This is a genomic window from Syntrophotalea carbinolica DSM 2380 (assembly GCF_000012885.1).
In the GTDB taxonomy this organism is placed as follows: Bacteria; Desulfobacterota; Desulfuromonadia; order Desulfuromonadales; family Syntrophotaleaceae; genus Syntrophotalea; species Syntrophotalea carbinolica.
The window spans coordinates 1,561,597-1,581,509 of record NC_007498.2; the positions used below are offsets into that span (position 1 = coordinate 1,561,597).

Here is a 19,913-nt window from a genome sequence, read left to right on the forward strand (position 1 = left end):
GTAACCCCGCCTCCTACCCGATTCAAAAAAATGAAATAAAGGTTAAGCGTTATTTTTATTTTCTGGAAATAATGGAATCGTTTTGATATAAGAACATATATTGAATTTGCAATTTTATTTTTCTTTCAAAATCACCAAATCACATAAGAAACATTAAGTCAGAAGGTCGGATATTTATTCCGATTTAGTTTACAGCGTGCTGTTGTAGATTAGCGCATTCGTGCGGCCAATGTTTACGACGTGCCCAACAGTGTGAACATGCCTTTTGGTCGTGTACTGATTTTCTTCCTGGCTTAGTAAATTCTCCTGGGTACCAATCAGGCATCGTTGTAGACGAACAGGACTGCATTTCAATCTTGATTGCGATGCATCCCACGCCTTTTTTAAACAGACCCAATTTCTAGTTATGTATACGTATGCATATCGTGGGGCTGTTTCTTGCGACAGGTGGCGTTTTTCATTGTTTTTTTGGTCATAAGATTCAAGGGAGTATCCCGCATCATTGGGGAACAAGTTTGTTCGACTCTTCGGTCGCGGTCCCGGATTCGGTTTTCCTCGGCCAAAACCCTCTTCAGGCCAGGGGCAAATGCAAAAAAGTTATCCGGTCACTTTCATCGTGTGAAGCGTTGAAATTTTATTTTGCAGTAAGCATTATGAAACAGGATGGGGACTTATGAAAATTCAGGGGAAAATTACAGTCGGCGGCGTCATTCTGATCGTTCTTACCGCCATAAGCATTGTCGGTGTTGCCTTGTATCAAAAAGGTGTTCTCCAAAAGCAGATCGACCGGGAAATTGAATTAATGGCTGAACAGGAGGGGGCCAAGGTTGCGCAGAATATTTACCTGATGTCCCAGGCTATGGCCGAGTCGGTCACCAAGCAGGTTCAGGCCAACCTGAATGTCGCCCAGGAACTGCTTGATCATGCCGGCGGCATTGCCCTTTCGGATGAGACCGTGTCCTGGACGGCAGTCAATCAGTTTACCAAGCAGAAGGTTGCTGTTGATCTTCCGAAGATGTATGTGGGCGGGGCTTGGCTAGGCAAAAACACCCAGGCCGAGGAGGTCACGCCCTTGGTCGACAAGGTTTATGAACTGGTTGGTGGAACCGCCACGGTGTTTCAGCGCATCAACGATGAAGGCGATATGCTTCGAGTGGCCACCAATGTGCTCAAAGCGGACGGCAGCAGGGCCATCGGGACTTTCATTCCCCGCATCCATGGTGGCAAGCCGAATCCGGTCATCGAGGCTGTGCTTAAAGGGCAGACCTATATCGGTCGGGCTTTTGTGGTCAATGATTGGTATATAACCGCCTACAAACCGATCTGGAATGAAGATAAAAGCCGTGTCATCGGCGTGCTGTATTTCGGTGAAAAACAGGAGAATGTCGAAAGCCTGCGTAAAGGTATCCTCGATATCGTGGTCGGTCGTTCCGGTCATGTCTATGTGGTCGGGGTATCCAAGGATCAGAAGGGCCGGATTCTTCTTTCAAAAGACAAAGCCGTCGAAGGCCAGAATCTTCTGTCAGCGAAGGACGAGAATGCTTCGCCCTATATCAAGAATATCGTGGAGAAAGCCGCTGAACTGAACAGCACCTCCGGAAGGATCGAAACCTTTGTCGAAAAATATGTACTGAAAGATGCAGATACGGGAAAATCTTCGACAAAACTTGGGGTCGTATCCTACTACAAACCGTGGGACTGGGCGATTGTGGCCGAATACGATGCCCGCGACATCGAGGATTTGATAGCCGGCGTCAATAGCAATCTTCAGGTCATGGAAAAGTGGATTGTCATGATTGCCGTGATTGCCGGTGCTTGTACGGTTATCGGCGCCGCACTTGGCGGACGTGCCATCAGCAAGCCGTTGGGGCAGGCTGTCGCCATGCTGAATGCCTTGGAAGCCGGCCAGCTCGATCAACGCCTGGATATCCAAGGCCAGGATGAAATCGGCGAACTGGCCATGACGATGAACAGATTCGCGGATAATCTCGGCGATGAAATACTGGCCACTTTCCAGCGAATGTCCGAAGGGGATTTTACTTTTGAAGCTACCGGTATGATCAAGGAACCGCTGGCAAACACCAATCGTGCCTTGAATGATCTGATGGCCCAGGTTCAGCGGGCCAGCAGCCAGATTTCTTCCGGTTCCGATCAGGTTGCCGACAGCAGTCAGGCATTGTCGCAGGGGGCGACCGAATCGGCCAGCTCCATGGAACAGATCGCTGATTCCATGCGGGAGCTTGAAGCCAAAACCAGGGATAATGCCGATACTGCGGTACAGGCAAATGCGTTGGCTGCAAAGGCGCGGACAGTGGCTGAAACCGGAAAATCCCAGATGGAGGATATGGTTTCCGCTATGCAGGACATTAACGCTTCAAGTCGGGATATTTCCAAAATCATCAAGGTTATCGACGAAATTGCCTTCCAGACCAATCTGTTGGCTCTCAATGCCGCCGTGGAGGCCGCCCGCGCCGGTCAGCATGGCAAAGGCTTTGCCGTAGTAGCCGAAGAGGTCCGCAGCCTGGCGGCCCGCAGTGCCGTGGCTGCCAAAGAAACGGCGGAACTCATCGAGGGTTCGGTAAACAAAACAGAACATGGTAGCGAGCTTGCCGGCAATGCAGCTTCCGCTTTGGAGCAAATCGTGGCGGAAATTGCTCGTGTGACCGATTTGATCAGTGGCATGGCGATGTCTTCTCAGGAACAGGCTGAAGGCATTATCCAGGTGAACCAGGGGTTGACGCAAATCGATGCCGTGACCCAGCAAAATACCGCCACTTCGGAAGAAAACGCTGCCGTGGCTGAACAGCTTTCCAGTCAGGCCAATGTTCTGGAGCAACTCATTTCTCAGTTTAAGTTGAAAGATCAAAAACAGTCGAACCATTTGTTGCTTAAATAATGTGGTGTCACCCGTTCTGATGTATCTTGAAGCGCTCCTCTGGGGCGCTTTATTTTTATGGCATGGCTATTTGTTTTAAATCTATCTGAGAGGGAGTTTGCAGCGAAGATCAAAGTATGTTGTTTAAACGGTTCAGCGCGGCAGACGTTGCATTTGCTCAGCCAACTCGCTCCAGTTGCGACGGCTGTATATAGCGGGAATCCCGAGTTGCTTGACCTGGGATTTGATCTTGCGCGCTGCCGTATGATGTAAAAAATCGGTGAAAAACAGCACGGCATCCACATGACGCGGAATGGTGTTTTTAGCGGTTTTGCTGTTGCGGGCCGGCCAATGGGTAATGCGGGTGGCGCCGATTTCTTCAAGGCGCGGGATCAGGGCATTGATTCGATCGGCACCGATAATGAGGAGGGACATGGCGGCTTTCTCCTTCTTTGGGAAAGTACGACAACGAAACTCGTAAAATGACCTATTACCCCTGCAAAGGGGTAACCTGCCTCGCAAAGTAGCAGAAAATGAAAACCGTTTTCAAGTAAAAAATTAAAGACTGGCAGGAGGAGCCAACTATAGAAGGGGCAGGGGGCCAGTATTTTGGCCCCCTGATCTTTATGGCGCTATTTCAGGTACGAGCAGCAATAATCGGCGACTTCCTTGATTTTAAGGGAGAATTGGGAGTTTGCCGGTACCTCGAAACTCTGTCCTTCGTGGAAAGACTGCCAGGTTTCGGCGCCGGGAAGCAGTACTTCCATGGATCCGCCCAGCATCTCCATGACTTCGGCCGCGGCCGTGTCGAAGGTGTATTCGCCCGGCATCATGATGCCGAGGGTTTTTTTCGTGCCATCGGCAAAGATAACAGTGCGGCTGGTGACCTTGCCGTCGTAGTAGACGTTGGCTTTTTTGATGAGAGTGACATTTTTGAACTCTGACATGGTTTTGTTCTCCTGATATGGTTATGAAGATGATACCCACGCAAAGGGCGGTCGTTATCCTTGCGATCGATACGATCCAGGGCTTAACGCCATGAATCATGGTTCGCTTATCGATGAATGTCAAATAAAACATGGCCCGGAGACGTTCTCGATATAAATCGCGCATGGTGTACCCTTAAGGCAGGCATGCGATTCTTGAAGCAGGACTGATACACATGCGATGTATGCTTCTACAGGTTCTTTGATGTTGACCATGGAGATGTGCCAATTTATAGTATGGACATTGAGTAAAACTCATAAATTGGAGGTTTGGCATGCAGAAAGAGCAGGCTCAGCAACGCGCCGACCGTATTCGTGCTTTCAGGCAGGAACTGGAAACACTGGAAGATGAGGATGTCCTGGTTCTGGATGAGTCTCAGAAGCTTCGTCTGGAGGCACATCATCAGACGATGCTGGCCCGGTTCTCCTCGTTATACGATGTCGATATCAGCCGATCGGATAAGCAACTCAGCTGGAGCATGCGTATCGTTTCTTTTCTCGGCGCCCTGGCTTTGTCGGCGGCCGTGTTCTTTTTCTTTTACAGGTTTTGGGGATGGCTGGGAACCGGCGTGCAGGTGGGGATTCTGGTCGTAGCTCCGATGGTTGCGGTCTTAGGCGTGGATTTCGCCGCCCGTCGGGAGAAAACGCTCTACTTCGCATCCCTTTTCAGCCTTATGGCTTTGACCTGCTTTGTACTTGATCTTTCCGTTCTGGGGACCATTTTTAATATTACGCCCAGTCCGAATGCCTTCCTGGTTTGGGGGGCATTTGCCCTGATCCTGGCGTATGCGCTCGGGCTTCGCTTGATGCTGGTCGCCGGCATGACCTGCCTTATGGGCTATATGGCGGCTACCGTCGGTACCTGGAGCGGCTGCTACTGGCTTTCGTTCGGTGAACGGCCGGAGAATTTTTTGGTCGCCGGCGCGTTGCTGGCTTGTGCCGGCAGCCTGCCTCATCGTCGTCATGGGGATTTTCCGAACCTTTATCGGGGATACGGTCTTTTGGTGATGTTTATCGCCATCCTGATTGTCTCCAATTGGGGAGCGGGAAGTTATCTTCTCTGGGACCCGAAGGTCATCGAGGCGGGATATCAGGTGCTTGGATTTTTGTTGTCCGGGGGTGTCATCGCCCTGGGAATACGGCGGCAGTGGTCGGGGCTCACCAATTTGGGCAGCACCTTTTTTGTCCTTTATCTTTACACCAAGTTTTTTGACTGGTGGTGGGATTGGATGCCCAAGTATTTATTCTTTCTGGTGCTTGGTTTAAGCGCGATATTGCTGTTAATGGTACTCAAGCGGTTGCGGGCCGGCGCCCGGGGGAGGATGGCATGAAACGTCGATATCTCTATGTGGCGCTCGGGTTGCTTATCTCGGTCAATGTCGTGGTGCTGGTGGGGGTGGCGCACAACCGTCGCGGTGCTCCGGAGGCCGTTTTGACGTTGAGCGAACGGGAGTTGCCCCTGGCATGGAATTTCAGGAGTAAGGAAAATACCGGTGTCTCTCTGCGCCTCAATGTGAATCATGACGCCGACCATTGGGAATGGTTCGATGAAGACAAACTTGCCGAACTCGGGTTTGACACGGAACCCTATATGGAAGTGGAGGATAAACACATCAGGCGGGCTTTGCCTAAAAAAGCGTATGTGGTTCTCGAATATGACGGCGTCGCCTGGCAGCAGTATCGGCAACGCCAGCGCGAAAAAATAGAGTCTCTTGCGTTGCAGGTGGCGCAGGGTAAGTTGAAGGCTGAAGCTGCCGAAAGGCAGAAAAAGGAAAAGCTGTTTCAACTGACGGTTGCGTCCCGTCTTTTTGCCATCGATGCCGGGCTGGATCCCAGGGCTTTAAGGGAACGGTACAGCGACCGGGGGCGGTACATTATTGTCGCGGCCCAGGTTCGTATGCAGGTCGATTGGCGGCCAAAGACGAAAGATAACCGCAGACGAAGGCATCTGTCCGGGCGCGTGCAGCAGATTCTTGTCGAACAATTGCATGTGCCGCGGCCCTTGTATTCCGATTTGCAGGACTTGGCGGAAGGTTCGCGCATTCGTCCCGGTTATACCTATTACAATCCAAAATCCCCGGCGCGTGTCCGTTACCAGGTGCAGGTCGCTTTCGGCCAGCGGTTAGAGCCGTGGATCCTGGCGATCGATAAAGTCGCTGGCGATGAGGTGGAGCCATCGAATAATAACGGTGTGATTTGAGTCGTTTGGAGCTCATTGAACCTGTTGGCCGATATGAAAAAAAGAGCCTCTCTGTTTAATCAATAACCGGGGCAAAAACTGTATGAATTCATTCGTTAGTTAGTTTAATCGGATATTTATGGGCGAAAATGTTTTCATACTGCATGAAAACAGGATAGAAAATGGCCTCCCGATACATGGGGGGCCATTTTTTTGTATGAAAATATTTCCGAGGGCACAATATGGCCTTGTGGTAATCATCAAGCGAACGCACCAGTCCAAACAGTGCTTATTATCTTCCAACCCACCACCTGATCTGAAGTAAACCCATCCTCCAGTTATTGCCGAAAAGCATCCACCCTCGGGGCCATGGAAACCGTCTGATAAATCCCAGATAATCTAGGACTGAATTTAGAACATAATGCAAGACGGTCCAACCTATGGGAAACAGGTTGGACCGTTCGATGTTCTGGTAATCGTAACTTTTGAGGCATAACTTACATAGCCTCAAAAATCTGGGATGCCAAAGTGGCCTCTTTAATTCTCAAGAGGACCGTTTTCGTCAAAGTCGATTTTTGCGAGCTTTCTATCGGGCGAGATTGTCATTTCCTGCAGATCAAGCCAAGCGGCAATCTCCTCGAGTTTATAAGGCTTATGAAAGACTTTGCAGCCGAGACGTCGGGCTTTCTGTCGCTCATCCTCAGTCAACGAGCCAGAAAGCACCGCCTTGTTGCCGACATATTTTTTACATCCCCCACTGGCCTGGCGATCGATTAACTCCAGGCCCGTCATTTTAGGCATCCGATTGTCCGTCAGCAAAAAATCGCAGCAAACCTCATCTTGCGAACATGTGCATTTTGGGCTCTGATAAAGTGGAAAGGCCATTGGGTCCGGCAAGCAGACCACTTCGTAACCTCTTTGCTGCAAGAAATTGGCAATCAAGGTCCGACACATGTCATCATCATCAAAAACTATAGCCCTTACCTTCATGTCAAAACCCTAAAAACAGTAATGAAAGGAACTGCGCCAAGGAGCAGGTTATGCAGGGCCTGCTTTTGTAGCAAACTTGTCTGATACACGATTTATATGGTAGTCCAGAATGGACCAGCATTACTATTCCATGCAACTTAATGAGAAAGGAAGAATGTGAGGCGCTGAGTCTGCCCCCTCAACATACTGGATTACGAGAAAACCCCGCTTGGATCGCCAGGCGGGGTTTCTGTATCTTCAGGCCTCGTAATTTGTGAGTTATTACCAAATGGATTGAGGGTATTTATGGGCCCGGGACTGCTCAAAACACCTTAACTTCACCCCCAACCCGCCTGAAGGAGGAAAGCCTCCTGAATGTGGGGCGGCCTGCCCCCCAAGTGTGGCACGCCACACTTGCTGTCCACATTTTTCAAGTGGTTAGGGACATTGTCCGTGTGTTCTCTTTAAGGAGAGAGAATCTAATATTTGCTAGCGTATGACAATATTAGAAGGATTGCCAATTTCAATCTTGAATCGAGCGAATATGTGTTTTTTGGCACAGGGATTGCCTTAATGAAGCTTAAATTTGATAGGTGCTCTATCTTGCCGCGCAGCTTTTTACTGGTGCTTTTCTTCAGGCAACACAACAGGGAATATTATACATGAGAATCGCCTCAATCATGACTAAGCGGGTGGTGACCGTACAGATGGACGACACCCTGCGCTCCATCAACGCCATTTTCTGTAGCGCCAAGTTCAATCATTTGCTGGTTTTGGAAGACGGGGAGCTGGTCGGCATTATCTCTGACCGCGATCTGCTTAAGGCTACCAGCCCATTTTTGGGCACTGCAGCCGAACGCCCGCAAGACGCTAGCCGCTGGGAACGAAAAGCCCATCAAATTATGACCAGGGATCTGATAACCACCCACCCGCACGCTTCGATCAAAGATGCGGTTGAACTGTTATTGAGAAATTCCATTTCCTGTCTGCCAGTCCTGACAGAGGAAGGCCACGTTGAAGGCATTGTCACCTGGAAGGACCTTATAAGGACCTACATGGGATTACAGGGAGAAGCTACTCTGGAATGTTGTAACTGCGGAACAATCCTTTAGGACAAAGCAACCGATAACAAGCAAAAACCAGCAGCCTACGCAATTCCAAAATGTTTTTGCATTTTAAGAAGTTCACCATGAACCTCAAGAATAGGACCTGTAATGGTTTCAGCTCAACTCAATATACTGCTTGTTGAAAACGACCCATCTTATGCCGATGCTATTCGCAATGTATTTTTGGCTACATGCCCATCTTGGAATGTTAAGCAGGTAGACACGCTACAGAAGTCTCATCTGCTTATGGCTGGTGAAGTCCCTGATTTGGTTTTAATAGCCATCGATCTGCACGATGAAAACGCCATCGAAACCTTAACACTTCCCCCCGAAGACGCCCCTTGTCCTATCATTGTAATGGCGACAAAAGTCAAGGAAGACGCAGCAATGGAAGTCTTGAAGGCCGGGGCGATGGATTTTATTGTGAAATCTCCCGAAGCTATTCGGGAACTGCCGCACAGGGTGGCCCGTGTTCTGGATCATTGGCGCGTCAGGCAAGATAATACTCTTCTTGAGATGGAACTTTGCCAAGCCAACCTGATTGTAGACAACAGCCCGGCAGTGCTATTTCATTGGAAAGCGGAAGACGGTTGGCCGATAGTTTCTGTATCGAAAAATATTTCTCAATTCGGCTATGCGCAGGAAGAGCTCATGTCTGGCGATTTTTCCTATGCAACGCTGGTTCACCCGAAGGATCTTGATCGACTAGAAGAGGAATTGCAGGCGCAAATTAATCGCGGCGAGAGGATATTTCAGACGGAATACCGGATAATCACCAAGCAGAAAGAGGTCCGTTGGGTCGATGAAAGAACCTTTGTGGAACGAGATGCTGCTGGGAAAGTCAGCCACTACCAAGGGTTCATTATCGATATCGATGAACGCAAGCGGACCGAGTTGGTCATGGCGGCACGTATGCGTCTCCTGCAACTTGCAACCAACAACACCCTCGCCCAACTTCTGGAAGCTACGCTGGATGAGGCCGAGGCGTTGACCGAAAGCCGAATGGGGTTCTATCACTTCCTCGAAGATGACCAGAAAACCCTTTCTCTACAAGCTTGGTCTAGAAGAACAAAAAGTGATTTCTGCAACATAGAAGGGGCGGGCCTGCACTACCCATTGGAAAAGGCCGGTGTCTGGGTCGATTGCATTCGCGAGCGAAGAGCGGTATTCCACAACGACTATGCCTCGCTTCCCCACGCCAATGGATTGCCAAAGGGACACCCTCCGATAGTACGGGAATTGGTCGTGCCGGTATTTCGAGGTGAGAAAATTGTGGCTGTTCTTGGGATGGCGAACAAAGCAGAAGCTTATACGCAAAGAGATGCGGAGGCAGCCTCCCTTCTGGCCGATTTTGCCTGGACCACTTTAGAGAGAAAGCTTACCGAGGAATCCCTCCAGGTCTCCGAACAGAAATACCGCCATATTGTCGATCATGCTCCTTTCGGAATTACTCGCACCACCAGGGATGGCAAGCTAATCAGCGCCAACCCGGCCATGGCCAATATCCTGAAATACGATTCTTCCCAAGAGCTTTTAGAGACCATTGGTCGCTCCAGCCTTCAGGAGGTAATTTTTTCCAATCCTGCAGACCGGGAAGATATGGTGGATAAAGTTATCATCAGCAATTCCTGGTGCCTCCATAACCTGAGCCTGCGTTGCAAAGATGGTAGTTTGGCAACCTGCAGAGTGCACTCCCGACGATTGTCGGAAAAGGGTAGTCAGAATTGGGAATACGAAAACTTTTTAGAGGACATTACTGAGCAGCTGGAAACGCAGCAGACTCTTCAGAAGAACAAAAAGAATATCCAACAACTAGCCGAAAACACCGAAGCGGTGCTTTACGAATATAACCTTAGCGATAATAAATGGACTTACATGGCCCCCCAGGTTGAACGCATTTTCGGGTATAAACCCGAAGATTGGATAGACAACCAGTTTTGGCTGGATCGAGTCCACGAAGCCGACTGGGGAAAAGCGTCACGCGAAGAACTGTCAAAATTGAATCAGCAAGAGGCTCATTCTATTGAGTATCGATTTTATAAAAAAGACGGCAGCATTGTCTGGGTGAGAGACATTATTAGGATAGAAAGCGATGCCGAAAACAAACTGTGTTTGCACGGCTTACTAATCGACATCACTGATAGCAAACAATCGGAAAGCCAGCTAAAAAAGCTAAGTCGAGCTATTGAGCAAAGCCCTGTTTCAGTTGTTATCACTGACCCTGAAGGTAGAATCGAATATGTGAATCCCAAATTCACGCAGCTCACCGGGTATACTCTGGAGGAGGTTATCGCTCAGAATCCGCGTATACTGAAGTCGGGGAATCTCTTGCCGTCTGTCTACGATTCCCTTTGGAAAACTATCACCTCCGGAAAGGAATGGTACGGTGAGCTAGAAAACAAGCGTAAAGATGGCAGTATCTTTTGGGAGAGCGCCTCCATCTCCCCACTCTTTGACGAATCGGGAAAGATCATTAATTTCATTGGAGTTAAAGAGGATATCACCCAGCGAAAGCTGAACGAAAAACGCCTGGAATATATGGCGACTCACGACGGGCTGACCGGCTTGGCCAACCGGACTCTGCTCTATGATCATCTAGAGATCGCCCTTCATCAATCACAACGATCCAAAAAGCTGGTAGCGGTAATTCTTTTAGATCTAGACCGTTTCAAAGTGATCAACGACAGCCTAGGTCACTTAGTGGGGGATCAAGTTTTGAAGGCTGTTGGCCAACGGCTGAAGCAATACGTTCGCAGCACCGATACAGTGGCCAGACTTGGTGGAGACGAATTTGTGGTGCTGCTGACTGATGTCAGGGACACAACCGCGGCGGGGAAGATCGCCCATAACCTGTTGAGGAAACTGAATGAACCTTTTTTTCTCCATGGGCGCGAGCTTTACGTTAGTGCCAGCTTTGGTATCTGTCTTTCGGAAACCGACAACGTCGACGGTACCATACTGCTTCGTAATGCCGATATAGCGATGTATAAGGCAAAGGCGGAAGGTTGCGGGCTATATTTTTATTCTCACGAAATGAACGAACATCTTATTAAGACCCTTGAGATGGAAAATAGCTTGCGACAAGCTTTGGAAAAAAACGAATTCCAATTGTATTACCAGCCAAAAGTGGAACATGCAACCGGCCGAATAATCGGATGTGAGGCACTTTTGCGCTGGAGGCATCCGCAGAGGGGAATGATTCCACCTAGTGAATTCATCCCGCTTGCCGAAGAAACAGGCTTAATTGTGCAAATCGGTCATTGGGTGCTAGCAGAGGCCTGCCGTCAGTCCAAGATTTGGGAGACAGAGGGGCTGCCGCCACTGACCATGGCCGTCAATATCTCGGCCCGACAGTTTTATCAGGGAGAGAACCTCATCCAGGCGGTCAAGTCAACTCTGGAGCGTTCTCAACTGGTCCCCTCGCAACTGGAGTTGGAGCTCACTGAAAGCATGGTCATGAAAGATGCCGTCAATGCCGAGCGAACCATGCGCAAAATAAAACAACTTGGGGTCAGTCTAAGCTTGGATGATTTTGGCACAGGCTATTCAAGTTTAAACTACCTTCGCAGTTTCCCCGTGGATTCTCTTAAAATCGACCGCTCATTCATTTTGGACATTGCCAGCGACGCCAGCAGCGCCGCAATCCTCAATAGCATCATCGCTATCGCCCACACTCTGGGTTTGCAAACCGTAGCTGAAGGCGTTGAAAACAACGATCAACTTGCCCTGGTAGCCAATTGCGGTTGTAATTATATTCAGGGATATCTTTTCAGCCGCCCTTTGCCACCTGAAGACTTTGTCGCTCTTTTTCTGGCCAATAAAGGGAAGATTGCCACCCCCGAACAAATCTCCTTATGCAAAAATTCTCAGAACACTAACTACTTAAAGCAAGACAAAATGAATGCTATCCCAATAACATGCCCTCCTTGGTAGGATATTTTACGCCTGAAACTTAGGATTACAGTATGCACAAATAAGACGGCTCCCCCCTGTTTCAGCCAGTGGCAAGTCGTCTTATTTGTTGTAGCAAAATGTTTGTCGTGGCGGTTGTCAAGGCAATTGTCGCCTTGAGCCCACCATGGGAACCTAACCTGTCTCATATGTTGTGTTGTTGATTTTGAATGTCGTCAGAGTTCAACATTCGGTCATTCTTGCTGACCCTGAATTATAAGAAAGTCCCGTCTGGCAAATTGGACGGGATTTCTGTGTTTTAGAGTTTGTCTTCTTTGCTACAATTGAGCTATGAAACCCAAGCAATTGAGTGATACTTCCTTTTTTCCCTTGCATCGAAACCGCGCCAAGGCGGCGCTTGCGTCACTGTTTGTGGGCGATTCTCTGGCGATGCCGGTACACTGGTATTATAATCCCGACGACATTGAACGCGCATTTCCTGGCGGTATCCAAAAGCTTGAAGCCGCCCCTGAATTGCATCCTTCGTCGATCATGTCACTCCATTCTACCCGCCAAGGTGGGCGGTCAGGCTGTGGTCATCAAGAAGACGGTGAAACTCGGGAAGTTGTCGGCAAGGTGATTCTCAAAGGCCGTCGGCATCTGTGGAATCAGCCCAACCGGCATTACCATCATGGTATGCAGGCTGGCGACAATACGCTGAATGCGCACTGTGCACGGGTTTTGATGCGGTCCATCATAACGAACAACGGTTGTTACAATCAGGACCACTTCTTGAAGTCTTACATCGATTTCATGACCGCCGATCCCCCCAGGCATCGGGACACATATGCCGAATCTTACCACCGTGGCTTTTTTGCCAATTTTATTGCCGGCAAACGGCTCAATCAATGCGGTGCCCGAACTCACGATACCCCGTCCATGGGTGGGTTAGTGACCATAGGCCCGCTGGCAATCCACGAATTGCTGCAGGGCTATGATTTGGAGCAGGTCAAAGCGGTTTGTAGAAAGCATTTGTTTCTGACCCACCCGGATGATTCACTAGGCCGTATTTGCGATGGCTACGTGGCGCTTATCTCTGGCCTGCTGATGCGAAAACCCGAGGAGCAGCCTCAGCAATATCTCCTGGTTGCGGCTCAAACCACCCTTGGCATCGATTTAGAAGGCCTGGTAGCTCGCGCGCGATCGGATCGGGAAGTGGTTGGCGGTAAATATTCCACTGCCTGCTATATTAATGATTCCTGGCCCAGTCTGCTTTACCTTGCCTATAAGTACCTTGATGCGCCAAGGGAAGCGCTATTGGCCAATACCAACCTGGGTGGAGAAAATGCGCACCGTGGGGCTGTGCTGGGAGGGATTGTCAGTCTGGCATCCAGCCGGACGGTCGATGAATGGTTTTCGCAATTATTGGAACATCAAGCCATCGAGTCAGAGATAAATGCACTCATAACACCTCCCTGACATCATCGGGAAAGTCGATGCGGGACACCTTCTCTTTTTACAACAATGAAGGGGGCAACATGGATCAGTTAAAAGTAATATGCCAGCTCATCATTGCTTTGGGTATTTTCAACGTGTGGGTGCTCCGTTTCGGTAAAGAGACTGTATGGCGGGGTGGGACAGCCAAGAACATGAGAGAAGAGTTTGAGGCTTACGGCTTGCCTTTTGTTTTTATGATAACGATTGGTTTGCTGAAAATTATGTTGGCGATACTGCTGATCGTGGGCATCTGGGTTCCGGCGGTAACCCGGTTCGCTGCGTTCGGTTTAGCCATTCTGATGTCCGGAGCCGTAGGGATGCATTTGAAGATCAACGATCCCATAAAAAAATCTTTGCCGGCGATGAGCATGCTGGCGCTGTCCCTCATCGTGGCCCTCGGGTGAGTGATTGAGGAAATAGTCGTCAGCGCAAACTGAATCCTCGATAGAAGCACAACGTCCAAGGGTTTCCCTTTGGGTTGGAGGTAAAATCAGTATGAAAAAAATGCAAAAAATACGGCGATGCTTTTGAAGTATGCCCGCGTTAAATTTAAAGTCATACTCGTTAACCAACCCTTAAAGTTTTTAAGCAAGATTTGAAGAAGTCCCTTATCAATACACTGCCTGCCAAGGAGGCAAACCCAGTTCTTGCTGCAGTTTAACCACTGCCAATTCTTTGGCCTTGGCCTCAACATCGATGGTTGCGTCGAGCTGTTTCCATTCCGTGGGAAAATCATCGATATCAATATAATCGGCATGGGGTTTCGGCTTTTTGTTCCAGCCGTGTTTCGGCGACGAAATATGAAAAAGCGGTTCGCGCTTGTGCTGTTGCCAAGTCTGTAGGCAGGCTTCAGTTGCTTCGGCCAAAGACAGATCATCGGGGTTGCAGCGATGGTGATGCACGTCGTAAACCAGTGGGATAGAAAGCTGTTCGCATATCGGAAAAAGATCTTGAACCGTATAGGTATGATCGTCATTTTCCAAGGTCAGACGACTGCGGACAGCTTTGGGAAGTAACGATACCTGTTCCGCGAGTCTGGCGAGTGCACTCCTTTTGTCGCCGTAAGCGCCTCCTCCGTGGATGTTGATAGCATCGGCACCGATGAGGGAAGCCAGCATCGCCTGGTATTCGAGGTCTTTGATGGAGGCAGAGGTGACCTCTGGGCGGGGACTGGAAAGCAGGGTGAACTGGTCGGGGTGAAAACTGAGTCGCAAATTATATCTATCTTTGATCTTTTTTACCGAGGTCAGCTTGGTATATATCTCTTCCCCGTTCGGTAGTTCTTCGATGCTGTAGCCGACCTCTGGGTGGGTATAGAGGGGTAGCAGGTTGGAGCAGACCCGAAAAGCGCCAATCCCTAGCCGGTGGACTTCCTCCACTGCCGTGACCAAGGAATGCGCGTTTTTAAGGCAGAGCCTATCGAGGCGGTTCAACTGCTCGATACGGTCAAGTTTCTTCAGGGCCTTGGCGGTTGTCCTTTTAAAATGTATGGGGGCCTGTCTGAATTGGCAGCAAAGTCCCAAACGTATCATTGGCAGCTAGTCCAGTCTGCTAAGGTTGTTAGTTAGGAAATTCTACCATACCGCTAACCCATGCGGCCTTTGTCAAGCCTCAGATATACTGAAGCAAAAAGAAAAGTGAATCGAACCCGGTTTGTTAGACACTCTTGGCCTGCTGAAAATACTGCCTCTCGAATTCGACCGGGGAGAGGTTGCCGTTGTTGCCGTGGCGGCGGACCGGGTTGTAAAACATTTCTATGTAGTCGAAGACATCCCGGCGGGCGTCCTCACGGGTTTTGTAGATTCTGCGTTTGATCCGTTCGCGTTTTAGTAACTGGAAGAAACTCTCGGCTACCGCATTGTCGTAGCAGTTGCCGCGCCGGCTCATGCTGCAAACCAGCCTGTGTGCTTTCAAAAAACTCTGCCAGTCGCCGCTGGTGTACTGGGTGCCTTGGTCCGAGTGAATCAGGACCTCGTTCTCCGGTTTGCGTCGCCACATAGCCATTAGCAGAGCCTTCAGCGCCAGATCGGCATGCATCTGTGGCTGCATGGACCAGCCCACGACCTGGCGGTTGAACAGGTCGATCACGACGGCCAGAAACAGCCAGCCTTCGTAGGTGCGGATATAGGTGATATCTGTAACCCAAACCTGATTTGGCTTCCCGGCCTCGAAGTTCTGGTTGAGGTGATTGTCGGCCAAAACAGAGACTTTGCCGTTTTGGGGGCGCGGCTTGCGGTATCCGACCTGGGCCTTGATGCCGGCCTGCTTCATGATGCGGGCTACCCGATTCCGGCCACAGGTTTCCCCGAGTTCCCGAAGGTCGTCATGGATTTTGCGATAACCGTAGATGCAGCCACTTTCCAGCCAGGCTTGCTTGATGAGTCCCGTAAGTCGCTTGTCCTCCTTTTGCCGAGGGGACTTGGGCTGTTTGCTCCAGGCATAGTAACCGCTGCGATGGACGCTCATCATGCGGCAAAGGGTGCGCAAGGGAAACTGTTCTTGATGCGCCCGGATGAAGGCGTACCTCACTGGGACTCTTTGGCGAAGTACGCGGTGGCCTTTTTTAGGATGTCTCGTTCTTCGGTGACGCGCTTGAGCTCCTTGCGAAGGCGGTTGATCTCAGCCTGCTGGTCATCGACCTTAGCCGCATGGGTCGGGCCTTGGCTGTATTTTTTGATCCAGGCGTAAAGGCTGTGGGCATTCACACCCAAACGCCGGGCAACTTCGGAAGCGGAATAGCCGCATTCCGTGACTTGCTTGACGGCTTCGATCTTGAACTCTTCGGTGTAACGTTTGCTGCTCATGGGTCCCTCCTGAAGTCTGATTTTTTTATACCTCAGGAGTGTCTACAAAACTAGGGGCGATTCAAAGGAGGTAGTAGTGAAAATTCTTGTCTACATCTTCTTGGTAATGGCGATGTTGATGCTGGTCTGGATAGGTATCGGTGTTTGGTTTGAGCGGGGAGTCAAGGAACCCGGTTACAAGGTGGAGCGGAAGGCCAACGGTTATGAGGTCCGCCAATATGAGTCGTACCTGTTGGCCGAAGCACGTATTCCGTCCGGAGTCGATGACCCTTTGCGGGAAGGTTTCCGGATGCTCTTCGATTATATTAGTGGGGCTAACGCCGGCAGCCAAAAGATAAAAATGACCGCTCCGGTGTTGCAGGAGGGGGGGGCTGCTGAAAAAATCCCCATGACCAAACCGGTGCTGAGCTTGCGCGAACAAAATGTTTCTGTAGTTTCGTTTGTGCTGCCGGCAGACTATACGCTGCAAACGACCCCTCTGCCCGAAAATCCAGGCATTCAAATCTGCGAGATAGCGTCTCGACGGGTGGCGGTGATTCGCTTCTCTGGCTACGCCAGCGACGAGATTATCGATAAACAGAGTAAAAGACTGATTTCATTTCTGATGCGCGACGGACTCAAAACCAAGGGGGCTTTTATGGCCGCCTATTACAACCCTCCTTGGACACCGCCCTTCATGCGGCGAAACGAGGTAATGGTAGATCTCGAATAAGTGGCAGGTTTGCAATTTCTCTTTTTTAAAGCTGAAATACAGGAAAGCGTTGCATGCGCTATTAGTCTCAAAAAAGCCTCTGATCAAAGACCAGAGGCTTTTTTGTGGGTGAGCCTTAATTCTAAGAAGCCGAGCAAAACAACAGCCTCTATGATCACTTGGGCAAGATGACACTGTCAATGATATGTATTACACCGTTGGTGCAATCGATATCGGTTTGAGTGACCTTGGCATTATCAACCATGACCTCTCCAGAGATAACCGATTTGGCAACTCTGGCCATTAACGGTTTTGGCTTCCGTTAAGGTCACAACATCTTTGGCCATAACTTTTCCTGGGACGACATGGTAGGTGAGGATAGACTGCAGCTTGCCCTTGTTTTCAGGTTTCAGTAAATCATCCAACGTAACTGCTGGCAACTTGCCAAATGCTTCATCGGTGGGAGCAAAGACGGTAAAGGGACCCTCGCCCTTAAGCGTTTCTGTTTTGCCTCAGTCGGAATTGGAATATCAGCCCTGTTGAGTTAGTGGGTTAAAAGTCTCCCTTTCCGGGACCCTATGGTGTTGGGCAGGTCGGATTTTTTCCTGCCGCCTTTTTTGTTTTCTTGCCTCTCGCGCTGCTTCGAGTTTGCTGTCACGTTCTTTGAATATCTGTTCTTCGCGGCCTTCCAGTTTAACTTTGGGGGCCACGTAGCCCAGCGCGCTGTGCAGTCGCTCGTCATTGTAGTAGCGAATATAGTCTGCCACTTGTGCTCTGGCCTCTTCAAGCGACAGTGGGACTTTTGGGCGGATACATTCCTGCTTGATGGTGCCGTGGAAACGCTCCAGTTTGCCATTGCTTTGCGGATAGTAAGGCGATGTCCGTACGTGGGTCATGCCTGCCACCCGGATAAACTCTTTGAAGTCCTTGGTGATAAACTGAGGGCCGTTGTCGGAAATGATCCTCGGGGTGGCGGCGGGATGCTTTTCCCGGGCTCGTTGGAGGATGATTTCCACATTTGCTTCGGTCATCGCCTCGCGTAGCTCCCAGTGGACGATGTAGCGGCTACAACCGTCCAGTAGGCAGCATAGATAGTAAAAGGTGCCGCAAATATTGATGTACGAAACATCAATATGCCAGTGTTCGTGCGGCTTGAGCGGCTGAACGAAGCCAGTTCCTTTTTTCGACTGTTTGCCGTTCCAGCGTCTGAGTAGTCCTGCAGCATTCAGAACACGATAGACGCTGCTGGGGCTGACGGCAACAACATCCTGATCGAGCATCATGAACGTCAAGCGGCGGTAGCCCTCCTGGGGCTTCTGCTGATAGAACTTGATGATCGCCTGCTTCTCCTTTTCTTCCAGCCAGAAATCGCGGGGGATCAAGGCGTTGTGCTCGTTGGCTTTGCCGTAGCGCTGCTGCCAGTTGTAAAACTTACTGACAGCCAGGCCCAGCCAGTCGATTATGTGCGTCACTGCGATGCCGGTGCGTTTTGCCCAGTGTTTGACAAAATCGATAACGGCATCGCGAATATCATGGGGCACCCAGGACGCTTTTAGAGTTCCCCAAGATCTTTTTTTAACTGAACGTGCTCCTCCATCAACTCAGAGAGGACTTCGTTTTTGGTCTGCAATTTGGCTTCGAGTTGAGCGATCCGTTTTTCATCAGAGGTCTTTTTGCGAGAGTTGCTCTTTTCGAATGCGGCAGCGCCGTTCTCAAAAAATTCCTTCTGCCAACGGTAGAAAACCGTGGGTTGAAGCTGATATTCGTCACACAGATCCGAGACCGGTATCTGATCGACAAGATGCCGCTTGAGAATAGCAACCTTCTCATTGCCGGTGTAATTTTTACGTTGTTTTCGCATGGTTAATTTCTCCGTTCGCATAGTCTAACTCAAACGGAGCGATTCTCCAATTCACGCTGAACCAAGACATTTCAACCAAATCGGCAGCCTTCACGGTCGCCACTAACGTGTTAAATGGTCCAGTTCCGACAGCAGAATCGACAACGTCCTGGGTATGGTGAACCCTTTTGTCAGCAGCTTTTTCAGCAGCATGGTCTCCATGCATACAGCCGGTGATTAGCATGGAAAGTGAAAAGAAGGCAGCGAGTGTTAAAATATCGTGTACGGGACAGGATATCTTTTGTAGGAAACTAGGGTTCTGTAATTATCTGTCTTTTACCAGGGGGGTATATGGAAAAAATATTCAAATCTTTTGAAAAAACTACTGTGGTTATTCTGTTGGTTTTAATGATGCTTGCAGTTGCCGTATCCACGATAGAGCTAGCAATTATCCTGTATAAGGAACTCATGAAACCGCCATTCTTACTCCTTAGCATTGATGAGATGATAGAGGTTTTCAGTTTTTTCCTAATGGTTTTAATCGGGTTGGAGTTGGTGGAAAGTGTTAAGGCATATCTCGAGCATGAAAAGTTTACCGCTGAGATTGTTATTCTTGTGGCGCTTGTGGCCGTGTCGCGAAAAATCATCATTCTTAACTACGAAGAAATGTCACCTGAAAAACTTTTAGGAATATCAGCAATTATAATTTCACTGGGGGGCGGCTTTTATCTGCTGCGTAAAAGCATAGGGAATACCAAAGATTAGGTTTCGCTATAAAACGCTTAGGAAAGATATCGACAAACATTTCTTTTACAGCCAAGACTCTTCGATCCCAAGATTGCAGCAATCATACAAAAACACCCTCAAAACGCTGCTAACGCCATCTTGCGTTTTGTCTCAGAATACCTATTTACCGATCTTTGGTCATCTTTCTGCTTATTCCTAAACCCTGCATTATGAGGAAAGCCCTCCTGGCTAACCGAAGGGGGTTTTTGTGTTTTGGAACACGAGAGTTTTAAGTCAGGATTTTTCTACAGTCTCAACGGAATAGAACTCACCTGCCGACGGTTAGTTC

16 protein-coding genes and 1 pseudogene are annotated in these 19,913 nt (G+C 49.5%); 9 read left to right on the forward strand and 8 right to left on the reverse strand.

Annotated features, from left to right (window positions below; translation table 11 throughout):
* Window positions 1-673 precede the first annotated feature (673 nt).
* Window positions 674-2,896 (forward strand): methyl-accepting chemotaxis protein, encoded by a 2,223-nt coding sequence (locus PCAR_RS07530; protein ID WP_011341061.1) that lies wholly within the window; start codon window positions 674-676, stop codon window positions 2,894-2,896.
* A 132-nt stretch (window positions 2,897-3,028) separates the two neighbouring features.
* On the opposite strand, the gene PCAR_RS07535 is transcribed toward PCAR_RS07530, so the two are convergent.
* Entirely contained in the window at window positions 3,029-3,310 is a 282-nt protein-coding gene (locus tag PCAR_RS07535; protein WP_011341062.1) for a DUF2325 domain-containing protein, read from the reverse strand.
* A 197-nt stretch (window positions 3,311-3,507) separates the two neighbouring features.
* The gene (locus PCAR_RS07540) at window positions 3,508-3,822 is read right to left on the reverse strand and encodes a pyrimidine/purine nucleoside phosphorylase (protein WP_011341063.1); all 315 of its coding nucleotides are present in this window, start codon (window positions 3,820-3,822) and stop codon (window positions 3,508-3,510) included.
* A gap of 314 nt (window positions 3,823-4,136) precedes the next feature.
* On the opposite strand from PCAR_RS07540, the gene PCAR_RS07545 reads away from it, so the two are divergent.
* Window positions 4,137-5,192, forward strand: a complete 1,056-nt coding sequence (locus PCAR_RS07545) for a DUF2157 domain-containing protein (protein WP_011341064.1) — start codon at window positions 4,137-4,139, stop codon at window positions 5,190-5,192.
* The gene (locus tag PCAR_RS07550) at window positions 5,189-6,061 is read left to right on the forward strand and encodes a DUF4824 family protein (RefSeq protein WP_011341065.1); all 873 of its coding nucleotides are present in this window, start codon (window positions 5,189-5,191) and stop codon (window positions 6,059-6,061) included. Before PCAR_RS07545 ends, PCAR_RS07550 begins: the two co-directional genes overlap by 4 nt.
* A gap of 516 nt (window positions 6,062-6,577) precedes the next feature.
* Here the strand turns inward: PCAR_RS07550 and PCAR_RS07555 are convergent.
* Entirely contained in the window at window positions 6,578-7,030 is a 453-nt protein-coding gene (locus tag PCAR_RS07555) for a response regulator (protein ID WP_011341067.1), read from the reverse strand.
* A gap of 641 nt (window positions 7,031-7,671) precedes the next feature.
* Between PCAR_RS07555 and PCAR_RS07565 the strand changes: the two genes are divergently transcribed.
* The 4 genes from PCAR_RS07565 (at window position 7,672) to PCAR_RS07580 (ending at window position 13,907) form a co-directional block, all read left to right on the forward strand.
* The gene (locus PCAR_RS07565; protein WP_011341069.1) at window positions 7,672-8,121 is read left to right on the forward strand and encodes a CBS domain-containing protein; all 450 of its coding nucleotides are present in this window, start codon (window positions 7,672-7,674) and stop codon (window positions 8,119-8,121) included.
* A gap of 102 nt (window positions 8,122-8,223) precedes the next feature.
* Window positions 8,224-12,048 carry an EAL domain-containing protein gene (locus PCAR_RS17775; RefSeq protein WP_011341070.1) on the forward strand — a complete coding sequence of 1,275 codons (3,825 nt, stop codon included), beginning with the start codon at window positions 8,224-8,226 and terminating at the stop codon, window positions 12,046-12,048.
* 309 nt (window positions 12,049-12,357) lie between these two features.
* Complete coding sequence (locus tag PCAR_RS07575; protein ID WP_011341071.1) at window positions 12,358-13,485, forward strand: ADP-ribosylglycohydrolase family protein; 1,128 nt, start codon at window positions 12,358-12,360, stop codon at window positions 13,483-13,485.
* Between the two features lie 59 nt (window positions 13,486-13,544).
* On the forward strand, window positions 13,545-13,907 hold the full coding sequence (locus PCAR_RS07580; RefSeq protein WP_011341072.1) for a DoxX family protein: 363 nt from the start codon (window positions 13,545-13,547) through the stop codon (window positions 13,905-13,907).
* 207 nt (window positions 13,908-14,114) lie between these two features.
* On the opposite strand, the gene uvsE is transcribed toward PCAR_RS07580, so the two are convergent.
* Window positions 14,115-15,035 (reverse strand): UV DNA damage repair endonuclease UvsE, encoded by a 921-nt coding sequence (gene uvsE, locus PCAR_RS07585; protein WP_011341073.1) that lies wholly within the window; start codon window positions 15,033-15,035, stop codon window positions 14,115-14,117.
* 124 nt (window positions 15,036-15,159) lie between these two features.
* Window positions 15,160-16,307, reverse strand: a protein-coding gene (locus PCAR_RS07590) for an IS3-like element ISPca2 family transposase (protein WP_148204318.1) whose coding sequence is annotated in 2 segments (ribosomal slippage) — window positions 15,160-16,070 and window positions 16,070-16,307 — 1,149 coding nt in all. Because the reading frame shifts where the segments join, the coding sequence is not laid out codon by codon here.
* Between the two features lie 76 nt (window positions 16,308-16,383).
* On the opposite strand from PCAR_RS07590, the gene PCAR_RS07600 reads away from it, so the two are divergent.
* The gene (locus PCAR_RS07600; protein WP_011341075.1) at window positions 16,384-17,019 is read left to right on the forward strand and encodes an SOUL family heme-binding protein; all 636 of its coding nucleotides are present in this window, start codon (window positions 16,384-16,386) and stop codon (window positions 17,017-17,019) included.
* Window positions 17,020-17,173: 154 nt separating this feature from the next.
* On the opposite strand, the pseudogene PCAR_RS19230 reads toward PCAR_RS07600, so the two are convergent.
* The 3 genes and pseudogenes from PCAR_RS19230 to PCAR_RS07615 form a co-directional block, all read right to left on the reverse strand.
* Window positions 17,174-17,510: pseudogene (locus PCAR_RS19230) on the reverse strand (fasciclin domain-containing protein); the annotation flags it as partial.
* A gap of 18 nt (window positions 17,511-17,528) precedes the next feature.
* On the reverse strand, window positions 17,529-18,539 hold the full coding sequence (locus tag PCAR_RS07610; RefSeq protein ID WP_011341076.1) for an IS3 family transposase: 1,011 nt from the start codon (window positions 18,537-18,539) through the stop codon (window positions 17,529-17,531).
* Between the two features lie 11 nt (window positions 18,540-18,550).
* Window positions 18,551-18,859, reverse strand: a complete 309-nt coding sequence (locus tag PCAR_RS07615) for a transposase (RefSeq protein ID WP_011340233.1) — start codon at window positions 18,857-18,859, stop codon at window positions 18,551-18,553.
* Between the two features lie 330 nt (window positions 18,860-19,189).
* On the opposite strand from PCAR_RS07615, the gene PCAR_RS07620 reads away from it, so the two are divergent.
* Complete coding sequence (locus tag PCAR_RS07620; protein WP_011341077.1) at window positions 19,190-19,603, forward strand: phosphate-starvation-inducible PsiE family protein; 414 nt, start codon at window positions 19,190-19,192, stop codon at window positions 19,601-19,603.
* Window positions 19,604-19,913 lie beyond the last annotated feature (310 nt).

Bases quoted from the DNA above. Each gene is read 5' to 3' on its own strand.
- PCAR_RS07530 (WP_011341061.1), top strand. From the start codon at position 674: ATGAAAATTCAGGGGAAAATTACAGTCGGCGGCGTCATTCTGATCGTT.
- PCAR_RS07535 (WP_011341062.1), bottom strand. From the start codon at position 3,310: ATGTCCCTCCTCATTATCGGTGCCGATCGAATCAATGCCCTGATCCCG.
- PCAR_RS07540 (WP_011341063.1), bottom strand. From the start codon at position 3,822: ATGTCAGAGTTCAAAAATGTCACTCTCATCAAAAAAGCCAACGTCTAC.
- PCAR_RS07545 (WP_011341064.1), top strand. From the start codon at position 4,137: ATGCAGAAAGAGCAGGCTCAGCAACGCGCCGACCGTATTCGTGCTTTC.
- PCAR_RS07550 (WP_011341065.1), top strand. From the start codon at position 5,189: ATGAAACGTCGATATCTCTATGTGGCGCTCGGGTTGCTTATCTCGGTC.
- PCAR_RS07555 (WP_011341067.1), bottom strand. From the start codon at position 7,030: ATGAAGGTAAGGGCTATAGTTTTTGATGATGATGACATGTGTCGGACC.
- PCAR_RS07565 (WP_011341069.1), top strand. From the start codon at position 7,672: ATGAGAATCGCCTCAATCATGACTAAGCGGGTGGTGACCGTACAGATG.
- PCAR_RS17775 (WP_011341070.1), top strand. From the start codon at position 8,224: ATGGTTTCAGCTCAACTCAATATACTGCTTGTTGAAAACGACCCATCT.
- PCAR_RS07575 (WP_011341071.1), top strand. From the start codon at position 12,358: ATGAAACCCAAGCAATTGAGTGATACTTCCTTTTTTCCCTTGCATCGA.
- PCAR_RS07580 (WP_011341072.1), top strand. From the start codon at position 13,545: ATGGATCAGTTAAAAGTAATATGCCAGCTCATCATTGCTTTGGGTATT.
- uvsE (WP_011341073.1), bottom strand. From the start codon at position 15,035: ATGATACGTTTGGGACTTTGCTGCCAATTCAGACAGGCCCCCATACAT.
- PCAR_RS07615 (WP_011340233.1), bottom strand. From the start codon at position 18,859: ATGCGAAAACAACGTAAAAATTACACCGGCAATGAGAAGGTTGCTATT.
- PCAR_RS07620 (WP_011341077.1), top strand. From the start codon at position 19,190: ATGGAAAAAATATTCAAATCTTTTGAAAAAACTACTGTGGTTATTCTG.